General features: G+C 71.2%; 17 protein-coding genes. 8 read left to right on the top strand and 9 right to left on the bottom strand.

From position 1 onward, the window contains the following. Window positions 1–129 precede the first annotated feature (129 nt). Both WMF27_RS00335 and WMF27_RS00340 read right to left on the bottom strand, forming a co-directional pair. Window positions 130–1,266 (bottom strand): PLP-dependent aminotransferase family protein, encoded by a 1,137-nt coding sequence (locus tag WMF27_RS00335; protein WP_437943695.1) that lies wholly within the window; start codon window positions 1,264–1,266, stop codon window positions 130–132. Between the two features lie 475 nt (window positions 1,267–1,741). Continuing rightward, window positions 1,742–2,188, bottom strand: coding sequence for a cellulose binding domain-containing protein (locus tag WMF27_RS00340; RefSeq protein WP_437944564.1), 447 nt, complete (start codon window positions 2,186–2,188; stop codon window positions 1,742–1,744). An 11-nt stretch (window positions 2,189–2,199) separates the two neighbouring features. On the opposite strand from WMF27_RS00340, the gene WMF27_RS00345 reads away from it, so the two are divergent. Further along, on the top strand, window positions 2,200–2,403 hold the full coding sequence (locus WMF27_RS00345) for a hypothetical protein (protein WP_437944570.1): 204 nt from the start codon (window positions 2,200–2,202) through the stop codon (window positions 2,401–2,403). Window positions 2,404–2,699: 296 nt separating this feature from the next. Here WMF27_RS00345 and WMF27_RS00350 read toward each other — a convergent pair whose 3' ends face one another. Then, window positions 2,700–3,164: an SRPBCC family protein gene (locus WMF27_RS00350; RefSeq protein ID WP_437762266.1), complete on the bottom strand. Its 465-nt coding sequence runs from the start codon at window positions 3,162–3,164 to the stop codon at window positions 2,700–2,702. A 445-nt stretch (window positions 3,165–3,609) separates the two neighbouring features. On the opposite strand from WMF27_RS00350, the gene WMF27_RS00355 reads away from it, so the two are divergent. Beyond that, on the top strand, window positions 3,610–5,244 hold the full coding sequence (locus WMF27_RS00355) for an FAD-dependent monooxygenase (protein ID WP_437762265.1): 1,635 nt from the start codon (window positions 3,610–3,612) through the stop codon (window positions 5,242–5,244). A 68-nt stretch (window positions 5,245–5,312) separates the two neighbouring features. Then, a complete protein-coding gene (locus WMF27_RS00360; protein WP_437762264.1) occupies window positions 5,313–5,948 on the top strand; it encodes a TetR/AcrR family transcriptional regulator in 636 nt (211 codons plus the stop codon). A gap of 40 nt (window positions 5,949–5,988) precedes the next feature. Here WMF27_RS00360 and WMF27_RS00365 read toward each other — a convergent pair whose 3' ends face one another. The 3 genes from WMF27_RS00365 to WMF27_RS00375 form a co-directional block, all read right to left on the bottom strand. Continuing rightward, the gene (locus WMF27_RS00365; RefSeq protein ID WP_437762263.1) at window positions 5,989–6,855 is read right to left on the bottom strand and encodes an Hsp33 family molecular chaperone HslO; all 867 of its coding nucleotides are present in this window, start codon (window positions 6,853–6,855) and stop codon (window positions 5,989–5,991) included. Between the two features lie 190 nt (window positions 6,856–7,045). Next, complete coding sequence (locus tag WMF27_RS00370) at window positions 7,046–11,305, bottom strand: hypothetical protein (RefSeq protein WP_437762262.1); 4,260 nt, start codon at window positions 11,303–11,305, stop codon at window positions 7,046–7,048. 13 nt (window positions 11,306–11,318) lie between these two features. Continuing rightward, window positions 11,319–13,145 (bottom strand): OmpA family protein, encoded by a 1,827-nt coding sequence (locus WMF27_RS00375; RefSeq protein WP_437762261.1) that lies wholly within the window; start codon window positions 13,143–13,145, stop codon window positions 11,319–11,321. A gap of 356 nt (window positions 13,146–13,501) precedes the next feature. Between WMF27_RS00375 and WMF27_RS00380 the strand changes: the two genes are divergently transcribed. Further along, window positions 13,502–14,113, top strand: a complete 612-nt coding sequence (locus WMF27_RS00380) for a superoxide dismutase (RefSeq protein WP_437762260.1) — start codon at window positions 13,502–13,504, stop codon at window positions 14,111–14,113. Window positions 14,114–14,282: 169 nt separating this feature from the next. Beyond that, window positions 14,283–15,110 carry a GNAT family N-acetyltransferase gene (locus WMF27_RS00385; protein ID WP_437762259.1) on the top strand — a complete coding sequence of 276 codons (828 nt, stop codon included), beginning with the start codon at window positions 14,283–14,285 and terminating at the stop codon, window positions 15,108–15,110. A gap of 46 nt (window positions 15,111–15,156) precedes the next feature. Here WMF27_RS00385 and WMF27_RS00390 read toward each other — a convergent pair whose 3' ends face one another. Together WMF27_RS00390 and WMF27_RS00395 are read right to left on the bottom strand one after the other, a co-directional pair. Continuing rightward, window positions 15,157–16,491 (bottom strand): acetylglutamate kinase, encoded by a 1,335-nt coding sequence (locus tag WMF27_RS00390; RefSeq protein ID WP_437762258.1) that lies wholly within the window; start codon window positions 16,489–16,491, stop codon window positions 15,157–15,159. A gap of 5 nt (window positions 16,492–16,496) precedes the next feature. Beyond that, window positions 16,497–17,498: an N-acetylornithine carbamoyltransferase gene (locus WMF27_RS00395; RefSeq protein WP_437762257.1), complete on the bottom strand. Its 1,002-nt coding sequence runs from the start codon at window positions 17,496–17,498 to the stop codon at window positions 16,497–16,499. A 489-nt stretch (window positions 17,499–17,987) separates the two neighbouring features. On the opposite strand from WMF27_RS00395, the gene WMF27_RS00400 reads away from it, so the two are divergent. The 3 genes from WMF27_RS00400 to WMF27_RS00410 all read left to right on the top strand — a co-directional run bounded on the left by WMF27_RS00400 (window position 17,988) and on the right by WMF27_RS00410 (window position 20,058). Next, window positions 17,988–18,299, top strand: a complete 312-nt coding sequence (locus tag WMF27_RS00400; RefSeq protein ID WP_437762256.1) for a hypothetical protein — start codon at window positions 17,988–17,990, stop codon at window positions 18,297–18,299. A 185-nt stretch (window positions 18,300–18,484) separates the two neighbouring features. Next, window positions 18,485–19,000, top strand: a complete 516-nt coding sequence (locus WMF27_RS00405; protein ID WP_437762255.1) for a hypothetical protein — start codon at window positions 18,485–18,487, stop codon at window positions 18,998–19,000. A gap of 440 nt (window positions 19,001–19,440) precedes the next feature. Continuing rightward, complete coding sequence (locus WMF27_RS00410; protein ID WP_437762254.1) at window positions 19,441–20,058, top strand: hypothetical protein; 618 nt, start codon at window positions 19,441–19,443, stop codon at window positions 20,056–20,058. 33 nt (window positions 20,059–20,091) lie between these two features. Here the strand turns inward: WMF27_RS00410 and WMF27_RS00415 are convergent, their stop codons facing one another. After that, the gene (locus WMF27_RS00415; RefSeq protein ID WP_437762253.1) at window positions 20,092–23,853 is read right to left on the bottom strand and encodes a UvrD-helicase domain-containing protein; all 3,762 of its coding nucleotides are present in this window, start codon (window positions 23,851–23,853) and stop codon (window positions 20,092–20,094) included. Between the last annotated feature and the right edge of the window lie 71 nt (window positions 23,854–23,924).

Consider the following 23,924-nt stretch of genomic DNA (forward strand, 5'->3'; position numbering starts at 1 on the left):
GCCGCCGCGGTGCTGCCCTCGGAGAGGAGGAGAAGAGAGCAGGGAGCGAGTGAAGGAGAGAGGGAGTTGAAGGAGAGAGGGAGAGAGGTCGTGCAGGGCGCCTTCGTGAATCGGCGCCCGCTGGCGAGGCTACGCGACCTCGGCCCAGCACCGCGCGAGGCGGCGCACGCCCTCGTCCAGGTCCTCGTCGCACGCCACCGAGGAGAAGCAGAGCCGGAGGGCGAACGGGCGCACGGCGCCGTGAGCCCGGAACAGCGAGCCCGGGTCGAAGGCGACGCCGTGCTCGATGGCGGCGGCCAGGAAGAAGGCCTCGTTCGGCTCGGCGTCGGGCTCGACCCAGATCGCGAAGCCGCCGGCGGGCGGGTCGAACCGCCAGCCGGGCAGGTGCTTTCGGAGCGCCCGCTCCATGCGGGCGGCGCGGCGACCGTAGAACTCCCGCAGGCGCACGAGCCGCTGATCGAAGTCCTCTGTGCGGAGGTAGTCTTCCAGGATGGCCTGCGGCAGGCTGGCCGCCTGCTGATCGGCGGACTGCTTCAGCTGGAGGACCTCGGCCCGGAGCGAGCGCGGGGGCACGAGCCAGCCGACGCGGAGGCCGGAGCAGAGCGTCTTCGAGAACGTCCCGACGTGGAACACGCGATCGGGCGCCTCGGCCAGGAGCGGCCGCGGGGCGGCGCCGTCAAAGGACAGATCCGCGTAAGCGTCGTCCTCGATGATGGGCCGGAGGGTCGAGAGGACCCTGGCTCGATCGCTGCGTGACAGCGTGCGTCCACGCGGGTTGGAGACGGCGGGCATGAGGTAATAGGCGTCGACGTTGCTGCCGCCGTCGACGACCGTCGCGCCGAGCTCCTGGAACCGATCGAGCGCGCCGGGGGAGCTCTCGCGGTCGACGCCGATCCTGGCGCGCGATCCGCGGACCAGCTGCGCGGCGAGGGACACGGCCTGCTGTGCGCCGCTGGTCACGATGACGTCGTCGCGAGCCACCTGGGCGCCGCGCCGGCGCAGCTGCCCGGCGATCCAGGCGCGGAGGTCCTCGTCGCCCTCGGGCCAAGCACGCTGGAGCGCCGGGCAGCCTGGGTTCTGAAGAGCGCGAACGAACGAGGCCGCGAGCTTCGAGCGCGGGAACTCGCCCGGGGCGGGCAGCCCGCCCGCGAAGCTGATGAGGCCAGGTGTGTCCGCGGCGCGCCGCTTCAGGGGGTCGAACGGCTCGAGGCCGTGTCCGAGCCGCGGTCCGCTCCGCGGCGCATCACGCGAGATCGGGGCTTGCACAGGCCGGGTGTGGGACGACGGGGGAGGAGGCGTTGCGCGCGCGGTGGCAGCCATAGAGTTCAGGGTCCGAGCGAGACCCATTCAAGGATGGTGCCGCCCGGGCTGCCCGTCTCCAGACGGCGCGGGAGCGCTCGCGTCCCATGACGGGACGGAATTCCATGGAAAATTGGTTACATCGCGGCAACCTGGGACGGGCCAGGGCGTGTAACGGCATGTTGCGGGGTGTGGCGTGCGCGCGCGGCGAGTCAGGCCGCCACAGGGCATCGAAGGGCGTGGAGGGGCGCGCGTCCGCACAGGGCGGCAGGCCCTGGGAGCCAGGTCAGGCTGGCCTGGTCAGGGTCTGGTCGGCGGGGGATCCGTCCTGAGATCGATCTCCGGGGCTGACCGTACGCCGAGGTCCGGCGAGCGCTCGCCCGGGGCGGCTATCGATGTAGAGCTCGCTCCCGCAGGACGTGGAGCTCGTTCTCGTGGCCAGTCAAGGCGCTGTTCCCCAGGCGAGCACGCCGTCGTGGTACACGGTGACCCGCTCAAAAGGCATGAAGGCGGTGTTGGTGCCGAAGGAGTAGTCGTCGGTCTGCGTCATGCGGTCGTAATTGTCGCCGTTGTAGATGCGGATCTGCACATTTCCGGACGTGACGTTCGGGGCGATGCTACCTGCGGCGGCGAGGAAACCGAGCTCGAGAGAGTGATCGGCCTTCGTGCCCGATGCCACGCCGAACGTCCTGGTGACGCTGGCGCATCCGCCGATGATCGACGAAAAGTCGCACTCGTTCTTGAGATCCACATTCGCGACGTCGGCCGTGAACCAGTAGCGAATCGTCAGATCGCTGAGCGCGATGCTCGCATCGTCCGTGTTCTTGACCTGTACCATGAACGACAGATGCTGGGACTCGACGGTGGTGTCCCTCGCAGCATATTGCAGCTCGAGCGCCGGTGGTGGAGCTCGCGGTGGTGGAGCTCGTGGCGCTGCCGCCGCCGGTGCCTGTCGTGCTGCTCGTCGTGGAGCTGGCCGATCTGCTCGCCGGCTCCTGGGTTCTCGCCGTCCAGGCTGGAGCCTTGGGCACATGCCACGAGCGTCAGGAGCGAGATGGCACAGAGCGCGGTGGTTCCCTTCGCGCCAGGAGCTCGATCTGTTGACTCGTTCGACTCGATTGCCGCGGCTGCCCAGCTGCGGCGGCGCTCCTGCCCTCGTCGACACCTTCCCCCTGGAACCCCGGATACGAGCTGCTCCCGAGGTTATCGGGCCGAGCAGTAACGCACACCTTGCCTTCGGTCGTATCTTGAACACCCCTGCGACCGCTCGACCAAGGCCGAAGGCCGAACGGAAGGAAGTTGAGGCCAGCAGCTTAATCGGTCCGCTCAGCCGTCGTTCACGTCCAGGGGAAGGGGGCATGAAGACCAGGCGCTGCCTGTCGGGGAGCGCGCGAGGGGGGTCAGGTGGCGCGCGCGGGCTGCGAGGCCTCGAGCCGCGCCTTTTCAGCGAGCAGCAGCTCGGTGAACGCCGCGATGAACATGCGCCTGGCGAGCGATCCGAGCGGCTTGCCGACGAGCGGCAGCGGGATGTCGAAGCGCGATGTCCAGTCGATCTCCGTGCCCTCGCCGCGCGGGGTGAAGCGGAGACGCGAGCCCTGGTGCCGGAGCGGCTGCGTGCTCTCGACGATCTGGTAGTCGAACGAGGAGGGCCGCTCGAAGGCCGTGATCTCCTCGACGTAGCGGATCCGCTTCCCGACGCGCACCTCGCGGAGGGCACCGAGGCCGTTGTGCTCGGTGAGCCCTGGCCGGACGATCTTCGTGTGGGTGCCGTCCCCGGAGCGCAGGAAGCGTTCGTGGTCAGCCACCGCGTCGAAGACCCGCTCGACCGGGGCGTGGATGTAGACGTTGACGTGGACCTCTTGCATGCGGCGACCATCGCACGAAGACCTCGCCGAGCGAGCACGCGGCACGGTCTGCCGAGCGAGGGCGGGGCGGGTGAGCGGGGAGTTCGCTGGTGGGCTTCAAGATCCGTTCCTGTTGAATGTGGCGGCGCGGCGCGGCTCAACCTCGGTCGGCGGCAGCTCAACCTCGGTCGGCGGCAGCTCAACCTCGGTCGGCGGCAGCTCAACCTCGGTCGGCGGCTCAACCTCGGTCGGCGGCTCAACCTCGGTCGGCGGCTCAACCTCGGTCGGCGGCTCAACCTCGGTCGGCGGCTCAACCTCGGTCGGCGGCTCAACCCCGGTGCGGTCGACGCCGGTCGACGCAGCTGGGCGAGCTCAACCCCGGTTCGGTTGACCGTGCACCTTGCCAACCGAAGAGGGTACCCACATAAAGTGAGTGAATGCTCACTCACCAATCTGGAGGCGGCCTATGACAGAAGCTGTGGATGCGCTGGTCGTCGGTGGAGGTCCGACGGGCTTGACGATGGCCGGAGAGCTTGCTCGGCGCGGGCTCACCGTGCGGATCGTGGACAAGGCATTGGAACCTCCGCCCGATCACTCGCGAGCGCTCGTGGTGCAGACGCGGACGATGGAGATCTTCACCAGCATGGGGATCGCAGACGCCGCGCTGGCGCACGCCACGCGCGTCGGAGGGCTCAACGTCCTCCTCTCGAACGGCCAGCGCGCACGCTTGCCGATCTTCGACTTCCCGGAGCTCTCCACGTTCGTTCCAGGCATCTTCGTCCTCCAGCAGTTCGACACCGAGCGCGTCCTCGGGTCGCGGCTCCCGGAGCTGGGCGTGACGGTCGAGCGCGGCGTCGAGCTCGCTTCCTATACCCAGGACAGCGCCGGCGTCACATGCACGCTCCGCAGGGGCGACGGGAACACCGAGGTGGTGCGCGCGAAGTGGCTCCTCGGTTGCGACGGCGCGCGCAGCGCCGTCCGCCAGGGCGCAGACATCGCCTTCGAGGGCGACACCTACGACGATCACTGCATGCTCGGCGACCTCGTCATCGACTGGCCGCTGCCGGACGGCGACATCTATATCAGCCCTTCGCGCCGGGGCCTCGCAGCGGCCTTCCCCGTGCCCGGAAGCCACCGGTTCCGGATCGTCCTTATCCTGCCCGAAGCGTCGCCGGCGCACGGCGCGTCGCTCTCGCTCGAGGAGTTCGAAGGCGTGATGCGCTCGATGATCCCCACGCCGTTCAAGATACAGAGAGCGAACGTCCTCTCGCGCTACCGGCTGCACCACCGCGTCGCCACGCGGCTGCGCAAGGGGCGCGTGTTCCTCGCCGGCGACGCGGCGCACATCCACAGCCCGGCCGGCGGGCAGGGGATGAACACCGGAATCCAGGACGCGTACAACCTGGCGTGGAAGCTCGCGGCCGTCGAGCAGGGCAGGATGCCAGCGTGGCTGCTCGACACCTACGAGATGGAGCGGCTGCCCGTCGCGCGCCGGCTGATCGACTTCACAGACCGCCTCTTCGGGCTCATGGCCGGACACGGTCTCATGGGCCGGGCGCTGCGCATCGTCGCGCCGCGCCTGATGATCCGCGCCATCGGCGTCGCCGCCGTGCAACGCCGGATCCTGGGGTTCGTCTCGCAGCTCAAGATCCGATACCGGAAGAGCCCGCTGTCCATCCAGATCGGGCGCCCGCCGGAGCGCGGGCCCCGCGCCGGAGATCGCGCGCCGGACGCCTTGCTGCGCACCGCGGCGGGACAGCAGGTCCACCTGTTCGAGCTGATGCGCGGCGTCGAATCCACGCTGCTGCTCTTCGCCGGTCCACCCCAGGGCAGCGCGAACACCGAGGCGTACGGGCACGCCCGGCGGCTCGCCGCGGAGCTCAGCCGGCCGGACCTCAAGGTGCTGGTCATCGGCGCGCCCGAGGCCGGACGGTACGCAGATCCGGACGGGCGCGCCCACGCGGCGTACGGCGCCGAGGCGGCAGCCGCCGTCCTCGTCCGGCCGGACGGCTACGTCGGCGTGCGCTGCGATCCGCTCGACGAGCGCGAGCTCAGGCAGGCGCTCGACCGGCTCTTCACCCGCGGGGCCGAGGCCGCGTAACGCACGCCGCCCGCAGCGCGCCCGAGCCGCCGCGCGGCGCTGCTAGAAGTCGAGGAGAGAGGACGCTGATGAGCCGACGCCCGCGCCCGAACGACACGTTGACCGAGGCGCAGAAGAAGATCGTCGACGCTGCGGTGGCCGCCTTCGCCGAGCAGGGCTTCCACGGGACCGCGACCAAGGAGATCGCGCGGCGCGCAGGGGTCGCCGAGGCGACGATCTTCAAGTACTTCCCGAGCAAGCGGGACCTCCTCCTGGGCGTCATCGGTCCCGCCGTCGAACGGCTCGTCGGGCCCGCGATGGCGCGCTCCATGGACCCGCTCTTCGACGCGACGTACCCGACCTTCGAGGCGTTCTTGCGGGCGCTCCTCGCCGAGCGCATCGCCTTCGTGCGCGCGCACCCGCAGCTGGTGCGCATCCTCGCGCAGGAGCTGCCGTTCGACGCCGAGCTGCGGCTCGGCATCGCCGGCAGGGTCTTCGGGCCGCTCCTCGAGAAGGGGATCACCTTGATCGAGCACTTCCAGCGCGAAGGGCAGATCGTCGGGTGGCCGCCGCCCCTCGTCATCCGCTGCGTCGCCTCGACGTTCGTGGGGTACATCGTCCACCGCGTGTACATCGCTCCCGACGCGGCGTGGGACGACGAGGCGGAAATGGAGCGGGTCATCGCCTTCGTGATCCGCGGCCTCTCGCCCCGCGAGCCCGCGTGACCCCGTGCGTGGGCGTGTAGCCCGCCGGCCGCGCGGCGGCTCAGCTCGTCGTCAGCAGCGAGCGGAGCTGCGACGGCGACACCTGGTAGTCCTTGCCGCAATAATCGCAGCGGATGTCGAGGACCTTCCCGTCCGTGACCATCTCCTCGATGTCGCTCCGCGGCAGGCTCGCCAGCGTGGCCATCACCCGGAGCTCGCTGCAGCGACAGCTGAAGCTGAGCGGCGAGTCCTCGAGCCGTGAGAACGGCATGCCGTGAAGCAGCTCCCCGAGCAGCACGTCCGCCGAGGCTCCCTCGTGCGCGAGGACGTCGTCGAGGCGCTCGAAGTCCTTGAGCCGCTCGGTCATCACCATGAGCGGCCCGCGCTCGACCTCCGGGAGCAGCTGCACGAGGTAGCCGCCGGAAGCGCCGACGCCGTCCTCGCCGATCAGCGTCGCCACCGCGATCATCGAGACGACCTGCTCCGATTCCTGCATGTACGTCATCAGGCCCGCGGAGATGCCGCCCGCGGTCGGGATCTCGACGACCCCCTGGTGGAGCATGCCGCTCGGCAGCGTGCGCATGACCTGCAGCAGCGACCCTCCGCCGATCTCCACCGCGCTCTCCGCCGTGGCCCCCTTGCCCAGGTTGACGAGGCCGCGGCTCGTGCCGTCCGGGTGCGAGTCGGCCACCAGGGTCCCGTGACCGGCCGCGCCCTTGACGATCGCCTGGACCCGCAGGTTCGGCGCCATCGCCTCGCGCACGAGGATGGCGCCGGTGATCAGCTCTCCCAGCCGCTGCGCGGTCGCGCCGATCGCAGATTGCACCGCGATGGCCCCCCGCACGGTCTCGGTGGTCAGCGCCGTGATGACGCGAAAAGCGCCATCCATCGTGATGGCGCGGACGACGGAATCAGAAGGTCGGGGCAAGATGCACTCTCCCGTGGGAAAACATCGTTAGGCCACGGACGGCCGATGGCAACCCGCGGCGCATTGGTCGCCGCAGGCGGAGGCGCCCCGCAGGCGGGCGCGCCTCGCATAAAAGCATAGTTGTTCCGTTGGTTTGTAGCACAGGCGCCCCCTGCTGCGCGGCGCGGGGGGCGCCGCCCGGGGGGAGAGCTCAGCTGCGCCGGCGGCGCCGGTGCAGCGCGGCGGCGCAGGCGCCGGCCGCGAGCAAGGCCCACGGCGCCGAGCGGCCGCCGTCGCCGTCCGCGCCCACCGTGCAGGCGCAGCCGCCGCCTTCCACCACGACGCCCTCACCGGGGAGCGGTGTGGTGCACGGGCCGATCGTGTTGTCGGGGTTGCGGCAGCCCGGGACGCACTCCTGCGTGGCCTCGTCGCACACCATCCCGGCGCCGCAAGCGCTGTCCTGCTCGCACTCCGCAGGCTGATCGTCCGCCGGGTTGTTCGGATCGCGCTCGCCCGCGTCGACCACCCCGTCGTGGTCCGCGTCCTCCTCGCCGTCGATCACGCCGCCGCCGTCGGTGTCGGCCTTGATCGGGTCGGTCGTCGTGGCCCCTGCGTCCGCGTCGGGGATGCAGCTCTCCGCGGCGGCGTCGGTGTCCGGGTGCGAGCAATCCTTGCCGAGCTCGGTGCCGTCGAAGAGCCCGTCGTTGTCGCTGTCGGGGTCGAGGGCGTTGATCTTTCCGTCATCGTCGCTGTCGGCGCCCGGCTCGATCTCCTCGCCGTCGATCACGCCGTCGTCGTCGCTGTCGGCGTCGTTCGGGTCGGTCCCGAGGCTTGCTTCCTCGCTGTTCGAGAGCCCGTCGCCGTCCCGATCGCCGGGGTCGTCCGCGGGGTTGTTCGGATCGGTCTCGCCCTCATCGAGCATGCCGTTGTGGTTCGCGTCCTCCTCGCCGTCGCTCACGCCGCCGCGGTCGGTGTCCGGGTTCACCACGCTCGTCTTCGTCGCACCCCCGTCGGCGTCCGGCGTGCAGCTCGCGGCGCCGGCATCGGTGTCCGCGTCCGCGCAGTCCTTCCCCGCCTCGGTGCCGTCGGAGAGCCCGTCGCCGTCGCTGTCCGCGTCGCGCACGTTCGGCAGCCCGTCGCCGTCGGCGTCATCGCTCGGGTTCGGCTCGTCGCCGTCGAGCAGGCCGTCGTCGTCGGAGTCGCGGTCCTCGGGATCCGAGCCGAGGAACACCTCGAGATCGTCGCTCAGCCCGTCGCCGTCGCCGTCGACGTTCTGGCTGTCGTCGTCCCCGTGGCCAGCGGTCGGGTCGGTCTCGCCGGCCTCGATCGCGCCGTTCAGGTTGCTGTCCTCGGAGCCGTCGGTCGCGCCGCCCCGGTCCGTGTCGCGGTGGACAGGCGACGTCGTCGTGGCCCCGCCGTCAGCGTCCGCCGCGCAGTGGCCGGCGTCCGCGTCGGTGCCCGGGCCGTCGCAGCCGAGGCCCATCTCGGTGCCGTCATAGAGGCCGTCGTCGTCGCTGTCGACGTCGAGCGCGTTGATGAGCCCGTCGCCGTCGGCGTCGTCGACCGGGTTCGGCTCGCGCCCGTCCAGCACGCCGTCGTCATCGGAGTCCGCGTCGTCCGGATCCGTGCCCAGCGTCGCCTCGAGGTCGTCGCTCAGCCCGTCGTCATCCCGGTCGTTATTCTCGCCGTCGTCGGCGGCGTGCCCGCGGGTCGGGTCGGTCTCGCCGTTGTCCGCGACGCCGTTCAGGTTGGCGTCCTCGGAGCCGTCGCTCACGCCGCCGTCGTCGCTGTCCGCATCGATCGGCGATGTCCTCGTGGCGCCGGCGTCGCCGTCAGCGATGCAGCGTCCGGCCGACACGTCGGTGTCGGGATCGCTGCAATCGAGGCCGAGCTCGGTGCCGTCGGAGAGCCCGTCGTTATCGCTGTCGACGTCGAGCGCGTTGATGAGCCCGTCGCCGTCCGTGTCCACGGCCGGGTTCGGCTCGCGCCCGTCCAGCACGCCGTCGTCGTCGGAGTCCGCGTCGTTCGGATCCGTGCCCAGCGTCGCCTCGAGGTTGTCGCTCAGCCCGTCGCCGTCGCTGTCGGTGTTCTGCGCGTCATCCGCCCCGTGGTTCAACGTCGGGTCGGTCTCGCCCGCGTCGATGACGCCGTTGAGGTTGACGTCCTCCGACCCGTCGGTCGCGCCGCCGCGGTCGGTGTCCGGGTCGATCGGCGAGGTCCTGGTGGCCCCGCTGTCGCCGTCGGGCCTGCAGCTGCCCGCCGCGGCGTCGGTGCCCGGACCGCCGCAGCCGAGGCCGAGCTCGGTGCCGTCGAAGAGGCCGTCGTTGTCGCTGTCGGCGTCGAGCGCGTTGATGAGCCCGTCGCCGTCGTGATCGTCCGTCGGGTTCGGCTCGCGCCCGTCCTGCACGCCGTCGTCGTCGGAGTCGGCGTCGTTCAGGTCCGTGCCGAGGTGCTCCTCGAGCTTGTCGCTCAGCCCGTCGCCGTCGCTGTCGGTGTTCTGGGTGTCGTCGGCACCGTGGCCGGTCGTCGGATCCGTCTCGTCAGGGTCGAGCACGCCGTTCAGGTTCGTGTCCTCGGAGCCGTCCGGCACGCCGCCGTTGTCGGTGTCCGCGTCCAGCGGATCGGTGGTCGTCGCCCCGGCGTCGCCGTCGGGCACGCAGTGCCCCTTCCGCGGGTCCGTCCCCGGGCCGTTGCAGTTCGCCAGCCCGATCTCGGTCCCGTCGAGGAGGCCGTCGTTGTCGCTGTCGACGTCCCGCGCGTTGATGAGCCCGTCGCCGTCGGTGTCGCGATTCCAGAGCTCCTCGTCGCCGTCGCTGATGCCGTCGTCGTCGGTGTCGGCGTCGTTCGGGTCCGTGCCGGCGCGCTTCTCGTCGCCGTCGCTCAGCCCGTCGCCGTCGCTGTCGACGAGGATCTCCGTGGGCGGCGTGCCCGGCTCCGCGCCGTTGCCGTCCGTCGGGTAATCCTGGGCAGCGCCTCCCTCGGGGCTCCGCCCGGTGATGATGGCCTGGTTCGCGATCTCGCCGCCCGTGCCCGGATCGATGGTCACGCGGAACCGCACCGTCGTGGTCTCGCTGACGCCGAGCGACCCGCCCTGGGCCGCGTCGGCGCCGTCGCCGAGCCGGACGCGGACCGTCCTCGATCCGGCGACGTACTCGCCCTCGTCATCGCCGGGCGCGTCGGTCACGCCGCCCATGTTCGGGCCCGAGGCGATCTCGAGCGAGCCCGGCACGTAGGTGACCCCGGCGGGCAGCGGGTCGTTCAGCACGATCGTCGCGGCGTTGTCATCCCCGGTGTTGGCGACGATGATCGTGTATTCGAGCGTGTCGCCAGGCGTGACACCGCCGCCGTTGAGATCGAGGACCGACTTGGTCGACGTGGAGAGATCCGGGAGGCGCGTCGGCACCGACGTGATGAGGCCGCCGAGCAGGTAGCTGTCGGCGCCGTTGACGGCCGCTCCGACCTCGGCCTCCGTGTCGCCGGCCACGAGCAGGTTGGCCGGCACCTGCGTCACGTCGATGTCGATGCCGCTCATGCTCAGCGGCCCGCCGGTGAGCCTCGGCAGATCGCCCACCGAGGACATCGGCGCGCCGAGGAACGAACGGGAGCTGTTGAAGAAGTTGTCCACTGGGTTCTGCGCGTCGAACAGCGCGGTCCCGTTCCACTCGAGCGCGTCGCCGGTGGAGCTGTCGCCGTCGTACCCGACGACGCCGAGCTTCGCCTGGCCGGCGCCCGAGGGGACGACGAACCCCGAGACATTCCACCGCACCGTCACGCCGTCGATCACCTGATCCAGCCCGTCGAAGACGGCGAGGTTCCGCGCGGGCGCGGTCGTCTGCTCGTAGAGCACGACCATCCACCAGCCGGCGAACGCGATCTGCTGGCTGACGCCGTCCAGATCGGTCCCGTTGGAGATCCCGCTCAGGCGATACGCCCCCGCGCCGCGCGTCTGCACGATCGACGTGACGTTGGCGACCGTCTGGGCGTGGGCGAGGCCCAAGATCTCCGTCTGGCCCGAGATCGTACCGGTCACGCTGGAAGAGAAGGCGCCAGGCCGATCCAGGGTCACGGTGAGATCGGCCGAGGTGCCGCTGTCGCGGCTCACCGTCCAGTAGAGGTACGCGTGGGTCACCCGAGCGCCCGCGGGGAGGCTGAGGACCGCGGTGCTGCGGGCGGCCGCGGGATCGATGGTGTTGTTCGCCTCGGCCTGGCCGGCGAGGGGGCTGTCGCCACGCCAGTAGACATCGGGGGCGGAGTCCCCCAGCGTCGCGGTCGTGCCGCACGTCCCGACCGTGCCCACCAGCGGCGGGGGCGTGGACGACGCGCAGTCGTGCGCGAGCGTGTTGCCGATGAGGACGAAATCACCCCGCTGCGCCACCTGGACCCGGCGCACTGGAGCCGCGCTCGCGGTCCCGGAGAGCGCCCCGAGCAGCGCGGCGCTGGTGAGCCCCGTGAATGCCAATCGCTTTGCCATCGACGCCTCCAGCCTAGGGCTGCTTCGTTTCCTTCTCGATGATGTTGAACTGGACGCGCCGGTTCTTCTGGCGACCCGCCTCGGTCTTGTTCTCCGCGATCGGGACGTCGGGGCCGTAGCCCTTCGCCTGCAGGCGCTGGGCCGCGATGCCGCGCTCGACGAGCGCCTTCAGCACCGACTCCGCGCGGGCCTGGCTCAGCTTCGTGTTGAACTGGCGCGTGCCGCGGTCGTCCGTGTGGCCCTGGACCTCGATCTTGAGGATCTCCGGGTGGTCCTTGAGCACGCCGGCGACCTCGTCGAGCAGCTCGTTGCTCACCGGACGGATGGTCGCCTTGCCGGTGTCGAACTGCACCTGCTGCAGGATGACGATCTCGGTCTCGGTCACCCGGACCGCGACCGGGCACCCGTTCTGCGCCGGATCTTCGTTCGGCTTGCCCTTCTCGTTCGGGCAGGCGTCCTTGTCGTCGCGGATGCCGTCGCCGTCGGTGTCGCCCGGGCAGCCGTTCGTGGCCGGGTCGGTCGTGACGAGGCCGGGCAGATCCGGGCAGGCGTCCGACGCGTCGGGCACCTTGTCCCCATCGCGATCGGGCGGCGGCGGGCACCCGTGCTGCTTCGGGTCGTCGTTCGCCGGGCCGGCCTGCTCCGGGCAGGCGTCGACGTCGTCCGTGATGCCGTCCTTGTCGCGGTCCCCTGGCGGCGGGCAGCCGTTCTTCTTCGGGTCCGGCGAGGCGACGCCGGCCACGGCGGGGCAGGCGTCGACCTCGTCGAGGATGCCGTCGTGGTCCGCGTCCTTGGGCGGCGGACAGCCGTTCTTCGTGCGATCCGGGCTGCGGACGCCCGCGGTGTGCGGGCACGCGTCGTCCGCGTCGGCGATGCCGTCGGCGTCCTGGTCCTGCACGGGCGGCTTCACCTCGGGCGAGTAGGCGACCATGGCCACCGCGCGGAACGAGGGCGTGCCGACGCCGGGGGTGAGCCCAGGGCCCACGCCGAGCCCGGCCTCGAAGTCGTCCGCGAAGCGGTAGCGCCCGCCGAGCAGGGCTTCCAGGTTGGTCGTGCGCTGCTGGACGTCGGTGACCGTGATCGCGCCGGTGATCTCAGGGCCGATCTGCAGGCGTCGCTCGTCGTCGAGCAGCAGCCCGACGCCGGCGCCCCAGTGCACCGTCATCCCCTGCTCGACGTTGGCGAACTGCTTCGTGGACCGGAACTCCGGCCCCGCGGCGAGCGACCACACCGCGCGATCCAGGTGGCCGCCGAGGACGAGCTGCGGACCGCCGCGCACGCTGCCGTCGCCCGAATACGCCTCGGGGTCGCCGGTCGGCAGCCACACGTAGCCGCCGAGGGCGATCTGGAACGGATCGAAGTAGCCGCCCAGGAGCGTCGCGCGCGCGCCGAGCCGGAGATCCCCGAGGGCGCTGCTGGTCGGCGGCGGCAGCAAGGCGCCGGAGGCGGCTCCGCCGTCGCCCGACTGGAGCGCGATGGGCAGATCGATGTTCACCGTGAGGCGCTCCCACAGAGAGAGCGAGGCGCTCAGGTGGAGCAGGAGCTGGCTGCCGACGACCTTGCCGTCGCCGGACTCCTCGTTCCCCGACAACCGCCGCAACACGAGCGGATCCTGGGCGTAATCGCCGAGGAGCATGATGTGGGGTGCGGCGCTTCCTGCCGTGTAGGCGGACTGGACTCCGAACATCCTGTCGCCGGCGGGCGCAGGCTGGAACCTGTCGAGCGCGAAACCTTCAGGTCTCGCGGGTTCCTGCGCCTCGGCGTGAGCCGCTGCGCCGAGCAGGCACAGCGCCGCCGCGAGCGCGGCCGTCGGATGGGTCCCCTGTGTACGAGCCGGCATGAACGAGGTCGCCTCCTTGCGCGAAGGAACAGCAAGCACCAGGAGTATCGACCGAAACGGCGGCGGCGTTCAATGTTTCACGAGGTTTTTGGGGCGCGCCGGCCGATCGGGCCAGCTCGGGCGCAGCGCGCTGCGGCGCGCTGCGGCGCGCGGGGGTCGTGGCGTCCCTGCGCGGGATCACGGCGCAAATCCAGCCGGCGTCCGGAGTTTCCTGCGCGGAGGGTCAGGCCCGATGGCGTCGTGAGTCGGCGGTGTGTCACGTCGCACGGCAGGGTTGCTACTGGAGAACGGCGGCGGTAAAGCGGCGCCGTGACCCCGCGGCACGCACTGCCTGCGGTACTCGTTTAGGAGGCACCATGTCCCGCGAACCCAAGAGTTTCGACAACCTCCTCGGCGGCAACGCCAAGGGACTGAGCGACCTGCAGCTGAAGGCTCACTTCACGCTGTACCAGGGCTACGTGAAGAAGCTCAACGAGATCTGGGAGCTGCTTGGCAAGGCTGACCGCAGCGCGCCGAACTACTCGTACAACGCGTACAGCGAGCTCAAGCGTCGCGAGCCGGTCGCCTTCAACGGCACGGTGCTCCACGAGCTGTACTTCGAGAACATCGGCAACGGCTCGACGCAGCCGAGCGCCCAGTCGAAGAAGCTCATCGAGGCGTCGTTCGGCAGCTTCGACGCCTGGCTGGCCGACGCGAAGGCGGCGCTCCTGAGCGCGCACGGCTGGACGGTGCTCGTGTACGACTACCAGGAGCAGAAGCTCTTCAATAACCTCATCCGGACCGAGCACGATGTCGGCCTGTTCGCGAACACGCATATCATGGTCGCCATCGACGCCTGGGAGCACGCGTACTTTGCGGACTACCAGACCAAGAAGGCGGACTATGTGGCCAACGTGCTCTCGGGCCTGAACTGGGACGTGATCAACGCGCGCCTCGCGCAGATCGGGCCGCACGTTCAGCAGGGGTGATTCCGTCGTGACCCGGCGGGGGCCCGCGCTCCCGCCGGCGGGTTCGGCGCTCCCACGCCACGCGACGACCACCTTCCCCTCGGACCGGACTGCCCGGAGACGCGGCTTTCCAGATCATGCCTCGCCCCATGTGCCCCGTCCGCGTTCGTCCTGTAGACTGGGCGCGGCGATGAGCAAGGCCGAGTCGAGCACCCGCGGCGCCGGGGAAGAGAGCCTCATCTACGTGCGCCGGATCCACCGGCGCGACCTGAACCGGGTCTGGGAATTCCTCAAGAAGGTGTTCCGCGACGTCAACCGGGAGACGGTCGAATACCAGCGGCCTCGCTCGAAGAAGCGGTTCCTCGAGGTCTACGAGGAAGAAGGGGTCGAGCAGCTCCTCTTCGAGGTCCGGGCGGCGCACGGTCAGGAGATCGTCGGCTACGCGGAGTGCGCCTTCGAGATCACCGGGACCGATAACTGGATGAACGAGCGCTACTTCACGAAGCACGACATGCGCCCGCTCTTCGTCGAGGAGCTCGCGGTCCACCCCGAGTACCAGGGCCGCGGCGTCGGCGCCTTCATGCTCGAGCAGCTCGAGCACCTCGCGCGCATCCACGGCTGCACCCACCTCGTGCTGGAGGTGGCCGAGAACAACGACGGCGCCCTCAAGTTCTACCGGAAGCGCAGCTTCTACCGGCTCGACGCCGCGATCTTCATGGCGAAGAAGGTCGCTGTCGACGCGGAGCTCCTGCCGCCTCGGGCGCTCAAGAAGCCCCGCAACCCGGAGGCGCTCGGCGCGCCCGCGAAGCCGAAGCGAGCGCCGCGGCGGGCGCTGAAGGCGCGCGGCGGCGAGAAGAGGTCGAGCGCCCCGCCGCCGGCGTCGCGCCCGCTGCCGGCGTCGCGCTCGCTGCCGGCGTCGCGCTCGCTGCCGGCGTCGCGCCCGCCGGGCCCCGCGACGGACGAGGCGATCGATCCGCTCGAAGCGGCGAAGAACGACCGCGGCGGCGACCCGTCGTGAGCCCGAGCGCGACGAGGCGCCCTCGCCACGGCGGGTGAGGGCGGGGTCAGACCGTGCCGTGATGGCGCAGGGTCGCCGGCAAGGACAGCGCGTGATCGATGCAGGCGCGGATGTCGTCGAAGCTCGACAGGCCGTACCAGAACACCGTCCAGTTCTCGTTGCGGTAGCTGCCCTCGGCCTGCTGGAAATACCAGGGGTTGATCTCGTTGCCGTTCCGGGCGCGCCAGAACAGCTTCGGGTTCTCGTTCTTCATCCGCGTCCAGAGCGAGCCGCCGATCCCCACGCCCTGCGCCTCCGAGGTCACCGCGAACTTGTCGAGGTACGGAGTGAGCGGGGCCCTCCCGTCCGGGTCGAGCGTGAGGATCGCCGTCGCCCGGTAGGAGTCGGACAGGTAGATGCGATAGAAAGGCTTCTTGTCGAAGTAGTGCTCGTCGAGCTTCCGCAGGAAGCACGCCTCGAGCAGATCGCGAAGCCGGTCGCGGTCGATGCCGTCCAGCGTGTCGTGCCGGAGGATCCGCTCGCCGCGGCGGACGAGCGTGCCAGAGCCCGTGTGCGTGAAGAGCTCTTTCGCCAGGTGATCCGGCGACGTGATCGAGACCGAGGAGGTCGCCGGCAGCCCGTCGAGCAGGAGCTTGATCTCCTGCAGCTTGAGGCGCATGCCGCCGTTCAGCGAGGGCTGGGCCATGAGGCCCGCGAAATCCTCCTCGAGGTTGATGGCCGAGATGATGCGCCCGTGCTCGTCGAGGAGGCCGCCCGTGCTCGTGAGGAAGATCATCTTGAACGGCTGCGTCGCGAGCGCGAGCTCGCGCGCGGCGACGTCGGCGTTGATGTTGAGGATCTGCCCGCCCGGCGTCTCCCCGAGGCAGGCCAGGATCGGCAGGTGCCCGGCGCGGAGGCTGGACCTCACGGCGTCGACATGGACGCGCTCCACCTTGCCCACCAGCCCGAGGCGCGGCTCGTCGAGCAGCGACGCCTCGAAGACGCCCGCCGTGATCGGCCGCGTGCGCGTGCCCATCTCCTCGAGCGCCTCGACGAGCCGCAGGTTCTCGCGGAGGAAGACGCGGCGGGCGATCTCCAGGATGCGGGGCGTCGTGACGCGCAGGCCGTTGACCCGCTCCGTCGGGATGCCCGCCTGGGCGAGCGCCCGATCGAGCTGCGGCCCGGCGCCATGGATGACGACGGGATACAGCCCGACCTGGTTGAGGAACACGAGCGAGGTCGCGAGCGCCTCGAGGTCCTCGTCGAGGATGGCGCCGCCGACCTTGATGATCGCAAACTTCTGCTGATCGACGGCCGCGTACTGCTTCAGGTACTGCTCGACCTCCTTGCGGCTGCCGAGGTTCCTGAGCAGGCGGACGATGACGTCTTGCGTCGAACCCATCGTGGTCACCACCCGTTGGCCAGCACGTCCATCACGGCCTTCTGAACATGCAGCCGATTCTCTGCCTCGTCGATGACCATCGATGCTGGCGAGTCGATCACCGCGTCCGTGACCTTCACGTTGCGCCGGACCGGCAGGCAGTGGGAGAAGAGCCCCCCCGCGGTGAGCGCCATCTTCTGCTCATCGACGATGAAGTGCTTGTTCTTGTCGCGGATGGGCTTCTCCTGCTCCCAGCGCCCGAAGTAGGGAATCGCGCCCCAGCTCTTCGCGTACACGACGTGGGCGCCCTCGTAGGCGGACTTGATGTCGTAGGTGATCGAGAGCTTCTGCCCGTTGGCTTCGGCGCTCTTCCTGGCGGCGTCGAGGTAGCGCTCGTCGAGGTGGTACTCCTCGCTGGGGCAGAGGAGGGTGACGTCCATGCCGAGCTTGGACGCGATGAGAACGGCCGAGTTGGCGACCGCGGTGTTGAGCGGGCGCGGGTGATACGTCCAGGTGAGGACGAACTTCTTGCCGTCGAGGCGGCCGAGGCGCTCCTTCATGGCGAGCGCGAGCGCGAGCTCCTGGCAGGGGTGGGTGATGGTCTCCAGGTTGACGACCGGCACGGTGGCGTGGCGGGCGAAGCCCTGGAGCACCTTGTCCTGGCGATCGTCCTCCCAGCGCTGGAACTTGGGGAACGCGCGCACGCCGATGAGGTCGGCGTAGCGGGAGAGCACGCGAGCGACCTCCTGGATGTGCTCCTCCGGCTCGCCATCCATCGCGATGCCTTCCTCGAACTCGATGGGCCAGGCGCTCCGGCCAGGCTCGAGCACGACGGCGTGGCCGCCGAGCTCCCGGATGCCGACGTCGAAGGAGGTGCGCGTCCGCAGCGATGGGTTGAAGAAGACGAGCGCGATGGTGCGGTCCTTGAGGCGCGGCTCGATCGGCCGCCGCTTGAAGCGCTGCGCGCGCTCGAGGAGGCCCTCGATCTCTGCGCGGGTGTAGTCCATCGTGGTCAGGAAGTGCCGCATCGGATGCCTCCTCGTTTGAACGGCGCGGAGCGGGCACTCGCATTGGAGCAAGCCTGGCCGTGATGTCAACGCTGCTCGCGCCGCGCGGCGCGCGCGGGCGATTCAAGGGGGCGGCCCTTCGCCTCCGGCGAGCGGGGACCGCCGCGCGACGCGACGAGAAGCCCGTGAGCGTGGCTCGCTTCGAGGAGATGCCGGGAGCGGGGACCGACGCCGGTGGCGGGCACGGCCTCGTGCCGACCCCACCACCCGCTGGACGGGCTCCTCGGCAGTGCCGGGGATACCAGGATTGCAGGTGCTGATTTCAGGAACGAAAGGAGTACGCAGGTCCCCTAGGGAAAGACTCGCGGAAATCGGGGGTGCAACCCTTGGCCTGCATCCTGCTAAACAGGTAGGGCAGAGCGCCCGTGACGGTTTCCCCCCCCACCGTCGAATGGGCGCTCTTTTTTTTGTGCTTTGGTGGTGGGGTGGCGTGAAGGGGCGGGGGTTCCGGTGACGCTGGTCGTGATCCTCACGGTGCGCTGCGAGGCGCTCGACGCGTTCCGCGCGTACGAGAGGAAGGCCGCGGCCGTGATGGCGCGGTACGGCGGCGCGATCGAGCGGACGGTGGTGACCGAGCCCGACGGCGCTGGGCTCACCCTGAAGGAGATCCACCTCGTCACGTTTCCGGATGAACAAGCCTTCTCGGCATATCGCGGCGACGCCGAGCTCGGGGAGGTGGCGCACCTGCGGGGCGCGTCGGTCGTTCATACCGAGATCCTGCGCGGGGAAGAGGGACCGGACTACCACGTCGCCCCTGTCTGACCGGCGCCGCGGTAGGGCGCTGCATCACGTCGCGAGGACGCTGCCGCTCTCCGCTTGCACGGGCGGTTCGGCGATGCACGCGGTGGCGACGCGCCGGCGCCCGACCCGCGCCACGCGGCCGCCTGTCCGGCCGGGAGCACGGCCGCGGCGGCCTCCCGCTCGGCCGGTCGGTGTAGACTCGTCCGATGCACCGACGTGGCTTTGGGACGACCGGCGCCGCCCTTGCGCTCGCGACGCTCTACACCCTCGGCTGCGGTCCCTCGCCAGCTCAGCTGTCGTCTGGGGCCGCCGCCCCGGTCGAGCTCGTCCTTCCGCCCTCGCGCCCTGGCGCGCCCGAGCCCACGCTCGCGGCGGATGAGCCGGAGTCCCGGAGGGACGAGACACAGCGCCTGCCCTTCGTGGGCACGTGGGTCAGCGAGGAGGACGGCTCGCTCATCGAGCTGAGCGCGACGAGCTTCCACCACCGCTTTCCGTACATGGGCGCTCCGCGTGACCTCTACGCGCGCGTCTCCTCGTACGACACCGAGCGTGGCCACATCGCGCTCGAGTACACCCGCATCCTGCAGGATGGAGTCGAGGAGCCCGTCGTGTACATGCGCTACGAGATCCGCGACGGCGACCTGTACAAGCACGTCGACGCCGAGGATTTTCCCACCACCGTGGACGACGAGCGGTTCGTGCGGACCCCCGGCCGGCGGTGAGCGCCCGTCGGACCCCGGCGCCCACGGCCGGATGCGTGACGTGTCACGGCCGCTGCGTGACATGTCACGGCCCGCTGCGTGACATGTCACGGCCCGCTGCGTGACATGTCACGGCCTTGCGGCTGCTCGCGCGGGCAGCGCTCCGGCTTCTTGGCGCGGCGCGAGGAGCTCGCTTCGGGCTGGATTTCCCGTGCCGAGGAGCGGCACCGGTCCGGCTTCGGGGGCTCGGTGATGACGTCGAAGCAGAGGGCGGCCGGGCTGGCATCTCTGTTGCGAAGCGCCCCTGCGGCGACGATGCGCCGGGCGAGGGGACGTGCTGCTGAAGAGGCGATTCGCCTCCACACCTCCGGCTGGGCGAACCAGCGCATCATGAGCTCCGCGGTCCTCCGCTGAACGTCGAGACGCCGTACTCATACGCTTTACACATGGAGAGTGGCACGATGAGCCGAACTTATGCCGTGGTGGGGTGTCTATTCGCTTCGATGGTCGCGATGGCCGCCACGGGTTGCGCCGTGGAGATGCAGGACGATCAGGTCGACGGGGTCGATCCGGTCGACGAGGACGTCGCCGAGGTGGAGCAGGCGTACAGCGAGGCTACGTGCGCTACCGTCGCTCCGGTGACGACCTACATTGGTGGCTACAGCTACTACTCGCCGCAGACGTACACCACGACGGGCTGCTACAAGAGCCAGGCGGTCGACGTCGTCGGCTACGAGGCCGGTTTCCCTCCGGCGCCCGGTCCCAACCACGAGCTGAATACGTACGTCGACTGGGCGGACACCCTGCCGACGGACCCGGAGGCGTGCCGCGATCTGTACATCGCTGCCACCCTGTACCACGAGGATGATGGGGTGATGGTCCCCGTGGAGATGGCGCAGAGACGCGGCAACTACGTCACTGGCAGCGGCTGCAACGTTGGCCTCAGTTACGGACTCAAGTTCTATACGCCCATGGTGGCCACCCACAGCTACCGCGTCGTCGCCACCGCCCGAACCGGCAATGGCAGCAGCTTCCCGACGCGGAAGTTCAGGATCCGTACGGTGTGGGAGCCGAGCTGAGCCGCCTATTGCAGGCGCCTGGCGCTGGCGCCCTCACACCCTGAGCACCACGCCTCTCGCCCTCTCGCCCGTCGCCTCCGCGATCGCCTGCACGTAGAGGCGCACCTGCGCCTCCTGCGCCGCGTGCGCCGTGCCCGCGTCGGAGCCGGTCTTGAAGTCGACCACGGTCCAGATCCCCACGTCGCCCGCGCTCTCGCGGAACGAGAGATCGACGACGCCCTCGGCGATCGTCCCGTCCTCGAGCCGCAGGAGCAGCGGCGTCTCCCGCTCGCACGCCCCGCGCGCGGCGCTCACCGCCGCGCGCCGGAGCAGCGGGTGATCGAGCGCCGCGACCGCCGCCGCGACCGCCGCGTCGAGCTCCTCGGCGGGTGCCCCGAGCATCCGCGCCTGCGCCGCCGCCACCGTCCTCACCTCGTCCTCGCCCGCACGGAGGTCCACCTCGGCCAGCACCGCGTGCACCAGCGTCCCGAACCGCTTGCCGCAGGGCCGGCCCTCGCGCGCGATCTCCGTCTGCTCGAACGAGATCACCGGCAGCGCGTCCGCCCTCTCCCCGCGCGCCGCCCCGCCGCTGCTCCGCTGCGCGGCCGCCGTCCCCGCTCCGGCCGCCGCCGCTGCCGCTTCCGCCGCCTCGTGGCTGATCTCCGTCGCCGTCTTCACGCGGACCGCCGCCGTCGAGCCGTCCACGATCGCCCGCCGCCGCGCCTCCTGCCATGCCTCGTGCCCGCGCTGCCCGAGCTCTCCTGCCAGCACGGCGCTCGCGGTCGCCCCGCTGCTCCCGAGGACCCCGGCGCCCGCTGGCCCGGCGCTCACCGCCACCACGCCCGCCCCGGCGCCGCTCGCGTCCGCCTGCAGGATCCGCTGCTGCCGCAGGCCCGCCTCCGGCTCGCGATCCAGGTCGAGCGCGCCAGGATCCCACCACACGACGCGGTGCGAGCCCGCCATCGGCGCGTGCTCCCCCGGCGCGACCGCGTCCCGCTCGTCGGCCTCGCACCGCGCCGGGCGCTCCAGCACCGTGTCGGTCCCGAACGGAGGGCAGCCGAGATCGTCGCAGCGCCGAGGGCTCCGTCGCTCGCGCGGCGCCGGGTAGAGCACCGGGTGGAGCACGTCGAGCCAGCCGTCGCTCGTGCCGTCGCCCGGGCGCGCGTCGCCCACCGCGGGCACCACCAAGAGCTCGCGCGCGCGCGTCGCCGCCACGTACGCGAGCCGCACCGCCTCCTCGCGATCGCGCCGCAGCACCTCGTCGCGGCGCTCGACGAGCTCCGCGGGCACGCAGCCGGCGATCGGCTCCGCCCACAGGCCGAGCTCCGGATCCACGTGCCGCGACGGGAGCTGGTGCACCGCCGGCGACGCCGGATCCGCCAGGATCACCACCGGGAACTCGAGCCCCTTGGCCCGGTGCACCGTCATGATCCGCACCCCCTCCGTCCCCTCCTCGACGACCGGCGCCTCCGCGACCTCACCCCGCTCGGCGTCGAGCTCGAGCCGCTCCACGAACGCGCGGAACGACGTCGCGCCGGCCGCCTCGAAGCGCCGCCCGAGATCCATCACCCGCAGCACGTTCGCGAGCGCTTGCTCCCCCGTCGGCCAGATCGCGATGCCCGCGTGCGCGCGCGTCTCGTCGAGGAGCCCGCCGAGGGTGTCCGCGATCGGCCGCCGGTTGCGCTCGCGGTGCAGCCTGCCGAGCACCGCGAGCGCCTCCGCGACCTCCCGGAGCGGCCGCGCCCCGCCCTCCACCGCGAGATCGAGCGCGCCGTCGTCCGGCGGTTGAAACAGCGGGTGCAAGCGCCGGAACCGGTCGCGGTAGAGCAGGAGCACGTCGTCCGTCAGCGCGAAGAGGGGCCCGCGCAGCGTCGCGTAGACGCTGAGCTCGTCGTCCGGCCACTCGATCGCGAGCAGCGCGCTCCGCACCGCCATCACCTCCTCGCGATCGTGGAACGACCGCCCGCCCACGAGCACGTGCGGGATCCGGCGCGCCTCGAGCGCCCGCACGTAGGCGCGGGTCGCGTCCTCCCCGAAGGTCTGGAACCGCTTGAACAAAAGACAGATGTGCCGCGCCTCGAGCGGCACCCGCTGGCCCGGGCGCTCGCGCTCCGTCACCGTCCAGCGCCGCGCGCCGTCACCGTCCAGCGCCGCGCCGGCGCCCGCGCCGCCGTGGATGAGGTGGTGGACGAAGGCGCCGACGGCGTCCGGGATCGACTGCCGCACACGGAAATCGGAGATCTTGCCGAAGTCGCCGTAAGGCCGCGGCACCGGGAGCGCGATGACCGCCGGCTGCTCCGGCGGATCGTCCCGGAACCGCTCGAGCGCGACGTACCGCGCCTGGGTCGCCGCGCGCTCGCCCTCCGCGGTGCCTCCCTGCATCAGCGGCGCGAACGCCGCGTTGACGGCCTCCTGGATCGACGGGGCGCCGCGGAAGCTCGTCGACAGGTACAGGACGCTCGCGCCGCACGCGACGAGCCGGGCCTTGGTCGCCTCGTAGAGCGCGACCTCGGCGCGGCGGAAGCGGTAGATCGACTGCTTCGGATCGCCGACCACGAACAGCTTGCCGGGCACCGGGCGCGCCTGCGTCCAGTCGGCCTCGGAGAGGTCGTCGGCCGCGAGCAGGAGCAGGATCTCCGCCTGGAGCGGGTCGGTGTCCTGGAACTCGTCGACGAAGAGGTGCGAGAAGCGGAGGTTGAGCTCCTCGCGCACGCCGCGGCTCGATCGGAGGAGGTCCCGGGCGCAGAGCAGCAGGTCGAGGAAGTCGAGCTTGCCGGCGCGGGCCTTGAGCACGTCGTACGCCTCGATCGGCGGCCGGAGCTCGCGCGAGAGGCAGGCGGCGAGATCGGCGCTCGCGGCCGTGAGCACGGCGTCGAGCTCGGCCTTCACGCGGTCGCGCTGCGCGAGCACCTCGGCGCGCGTGAGATCCCCGCCGAACGCCTTGCCTGAGCCCTTCCAGCGCCATTCCTTCCACCGCGCGACGTCGCCGAGCTCGGCCTCCAGGCCGTCGTGGTCGCGCCCGCCCGTCACCTCCTCGCGGCGGCGGAGCTCCGCGAGGTAGCGGTCGAGGTTCCGGAGGCTCTGCGCGAGGTAGTCGCCCTCCCGGTCGGCCTCGGCGCCCAGGTCGGCGAGCGCGGCGAGGCGGTCCAGGAGCTCGTCGATCGCGCGCTCGCGGTCGAACGGGTCGCGCCGCCAGGGGCGCGTGAAGTCGCGGTGCTCGGCGAGCCTGAACGCCGCGCTCCGGAGCAGGTCGCGCGGGCCCTGCGCGCCGTCGCGCGGGCGCCGGCGCAGGATCCGGCGCACGCCCTCGGGCGGGTCGTTCAGGGTGCGCTGGAACCAGGCGTCGAAGGCCTGGTCGAAGAGCGCCTCGGCCTGATCCGCGGCCGCGACCTGGAACAGCGGGTCGACGCGCGCCTCGACCGGCCACTCGCGCAGGAGGTCGGCGCAGAAGGAGTGGATGGTCCCGATGCGCGCCGCCTCCAGGTGCGCGAGCGCCTCGTCGAGCCGCGCGCGCTCCGCCGGGCCCGCGCCCGGGTCGCTGCGCGCCCGCTCGATCTCGGCCCGGAGGCGCAGCTTCATCTCGCCGGCCGCCTTCTCCGTGAAGGTCACCGCGACGATGCGATCGAGCGTCCCGCCGCCCTCCTCGGGCGCCCTCCGCAGCACGGCGACGATCCGCGACACGAGCGCGGTGGTCTTGCCGGTGCCCGCGGCGGCCTCGACGACGAGCGTCGTCCGCAGATCGTCGCGGATGCGGCGGCGGGCGGGCTCATCCGCGAGCTCCCGCGCGCCGCGCGGCCGGGGCGCGTCGGCGGTCACGCGCGCCTCCGCGCGGGATCGAGGCGCTGCCCGGGGGCGCGCGGCAGGAGCGCGCCGGCCAGGCTCGGGGA

Origin of the sequence: Sorangium sp. So ce281, assembly GCF_051527395.1 — a bacterium.
Taxonomy (GTDB): Bacteria; Myxococcota_A; Polyangia; order Polyangiales; family Polyangiaceae; genus Sorangium; species Sorangium cellulosum_B.

What these genes read in the sequence shown, in the direction of transcription:
- WMF27_RS00350 (WP_437762266.1), bottom strand. Translation starts at nt 3,164, where the DNA reads ATGCAAGAGGTCCACGTCAACGTCTACATCCACGCCCCGGTCGAGCGG.
- WMF27_RS00355 (WP_437762265.1), top strand. Translation starts at nt 3,610, where the DNA reads ATGACAGAAGCTGTGGATGCGCTGGTCGTCGGTGGAGGTCCGACGGGC.
- WMF27_RS00360 (WP_437762264.1), top strand. Translation starts at nt 5,313, where the DNA reads ATGAGCCGACGCCCGCGCCCGAACGACACGTTGACCGAGGCGCAGAAG.
- WMF27_RS00370 (WP_437762262.1), bottom strand. Translation starts at nt 11,305, where the DNA reads ATGGCAAAGCGATTGGCATTCACGGGGCTCACCAGCGCCGCGCTGCTC.
- WMF27_RS00375 (WP_437762261.1), bottom strand. Translation starts at nt 13,145, where the DNA reads ATGCCGGCTCGTACACAGGGGACCCATCCGACGGCCGCGCTCGCGGCG.
- WMF27_RS00380 (WP_437762260.1), top strand. Translation starts at nt 13,502, where the DNA reads ATGTCCCGCGAACCCAAGAGTTTCGACAACCTCCTCGGCGGCAACGCC.
- WMF27_RS00385 (WP_437762259.1), top strand. Translation starts at nt 14,283, where the DNA reads ATGAGCAAGGCCGAGTCGAGCACCCGCGGCGCCGGGGAAGAGAGCCTC.
- WMF27_RS00390 (WP_437762258.1), bottom strand. Translation starts at nt 16,491, where the DNA reads ATGGGTTCGACGCAAGACGTCATCGTCCGCCTGCTCAGGAACCTCGGC.
- WMF27_RS00395 (WP_437762257.1), bottom strand. Translation starts at nt 17,498, where the DNA reads ATGCGGCACTTCCTGACCACGATGGACTACACCCGCGCAGAGATCGAG.
- WMF27_RS00405 (WP_437762255.1), top strand. Translation starts at nt 18,485, where the DNA reads ATGCACCGACGTGGCTTTGGGACGACCGGCGCCGCCCTTGCGCTCGCG.
- WMF27_RS00410 (WP_437762254.1), top strand. Translation starts at nt 19,441, where the DNA reads ATGAGCCGAACTTATGCCGTGGTGGGGTGTCTATTCGCTTCGATGGTC.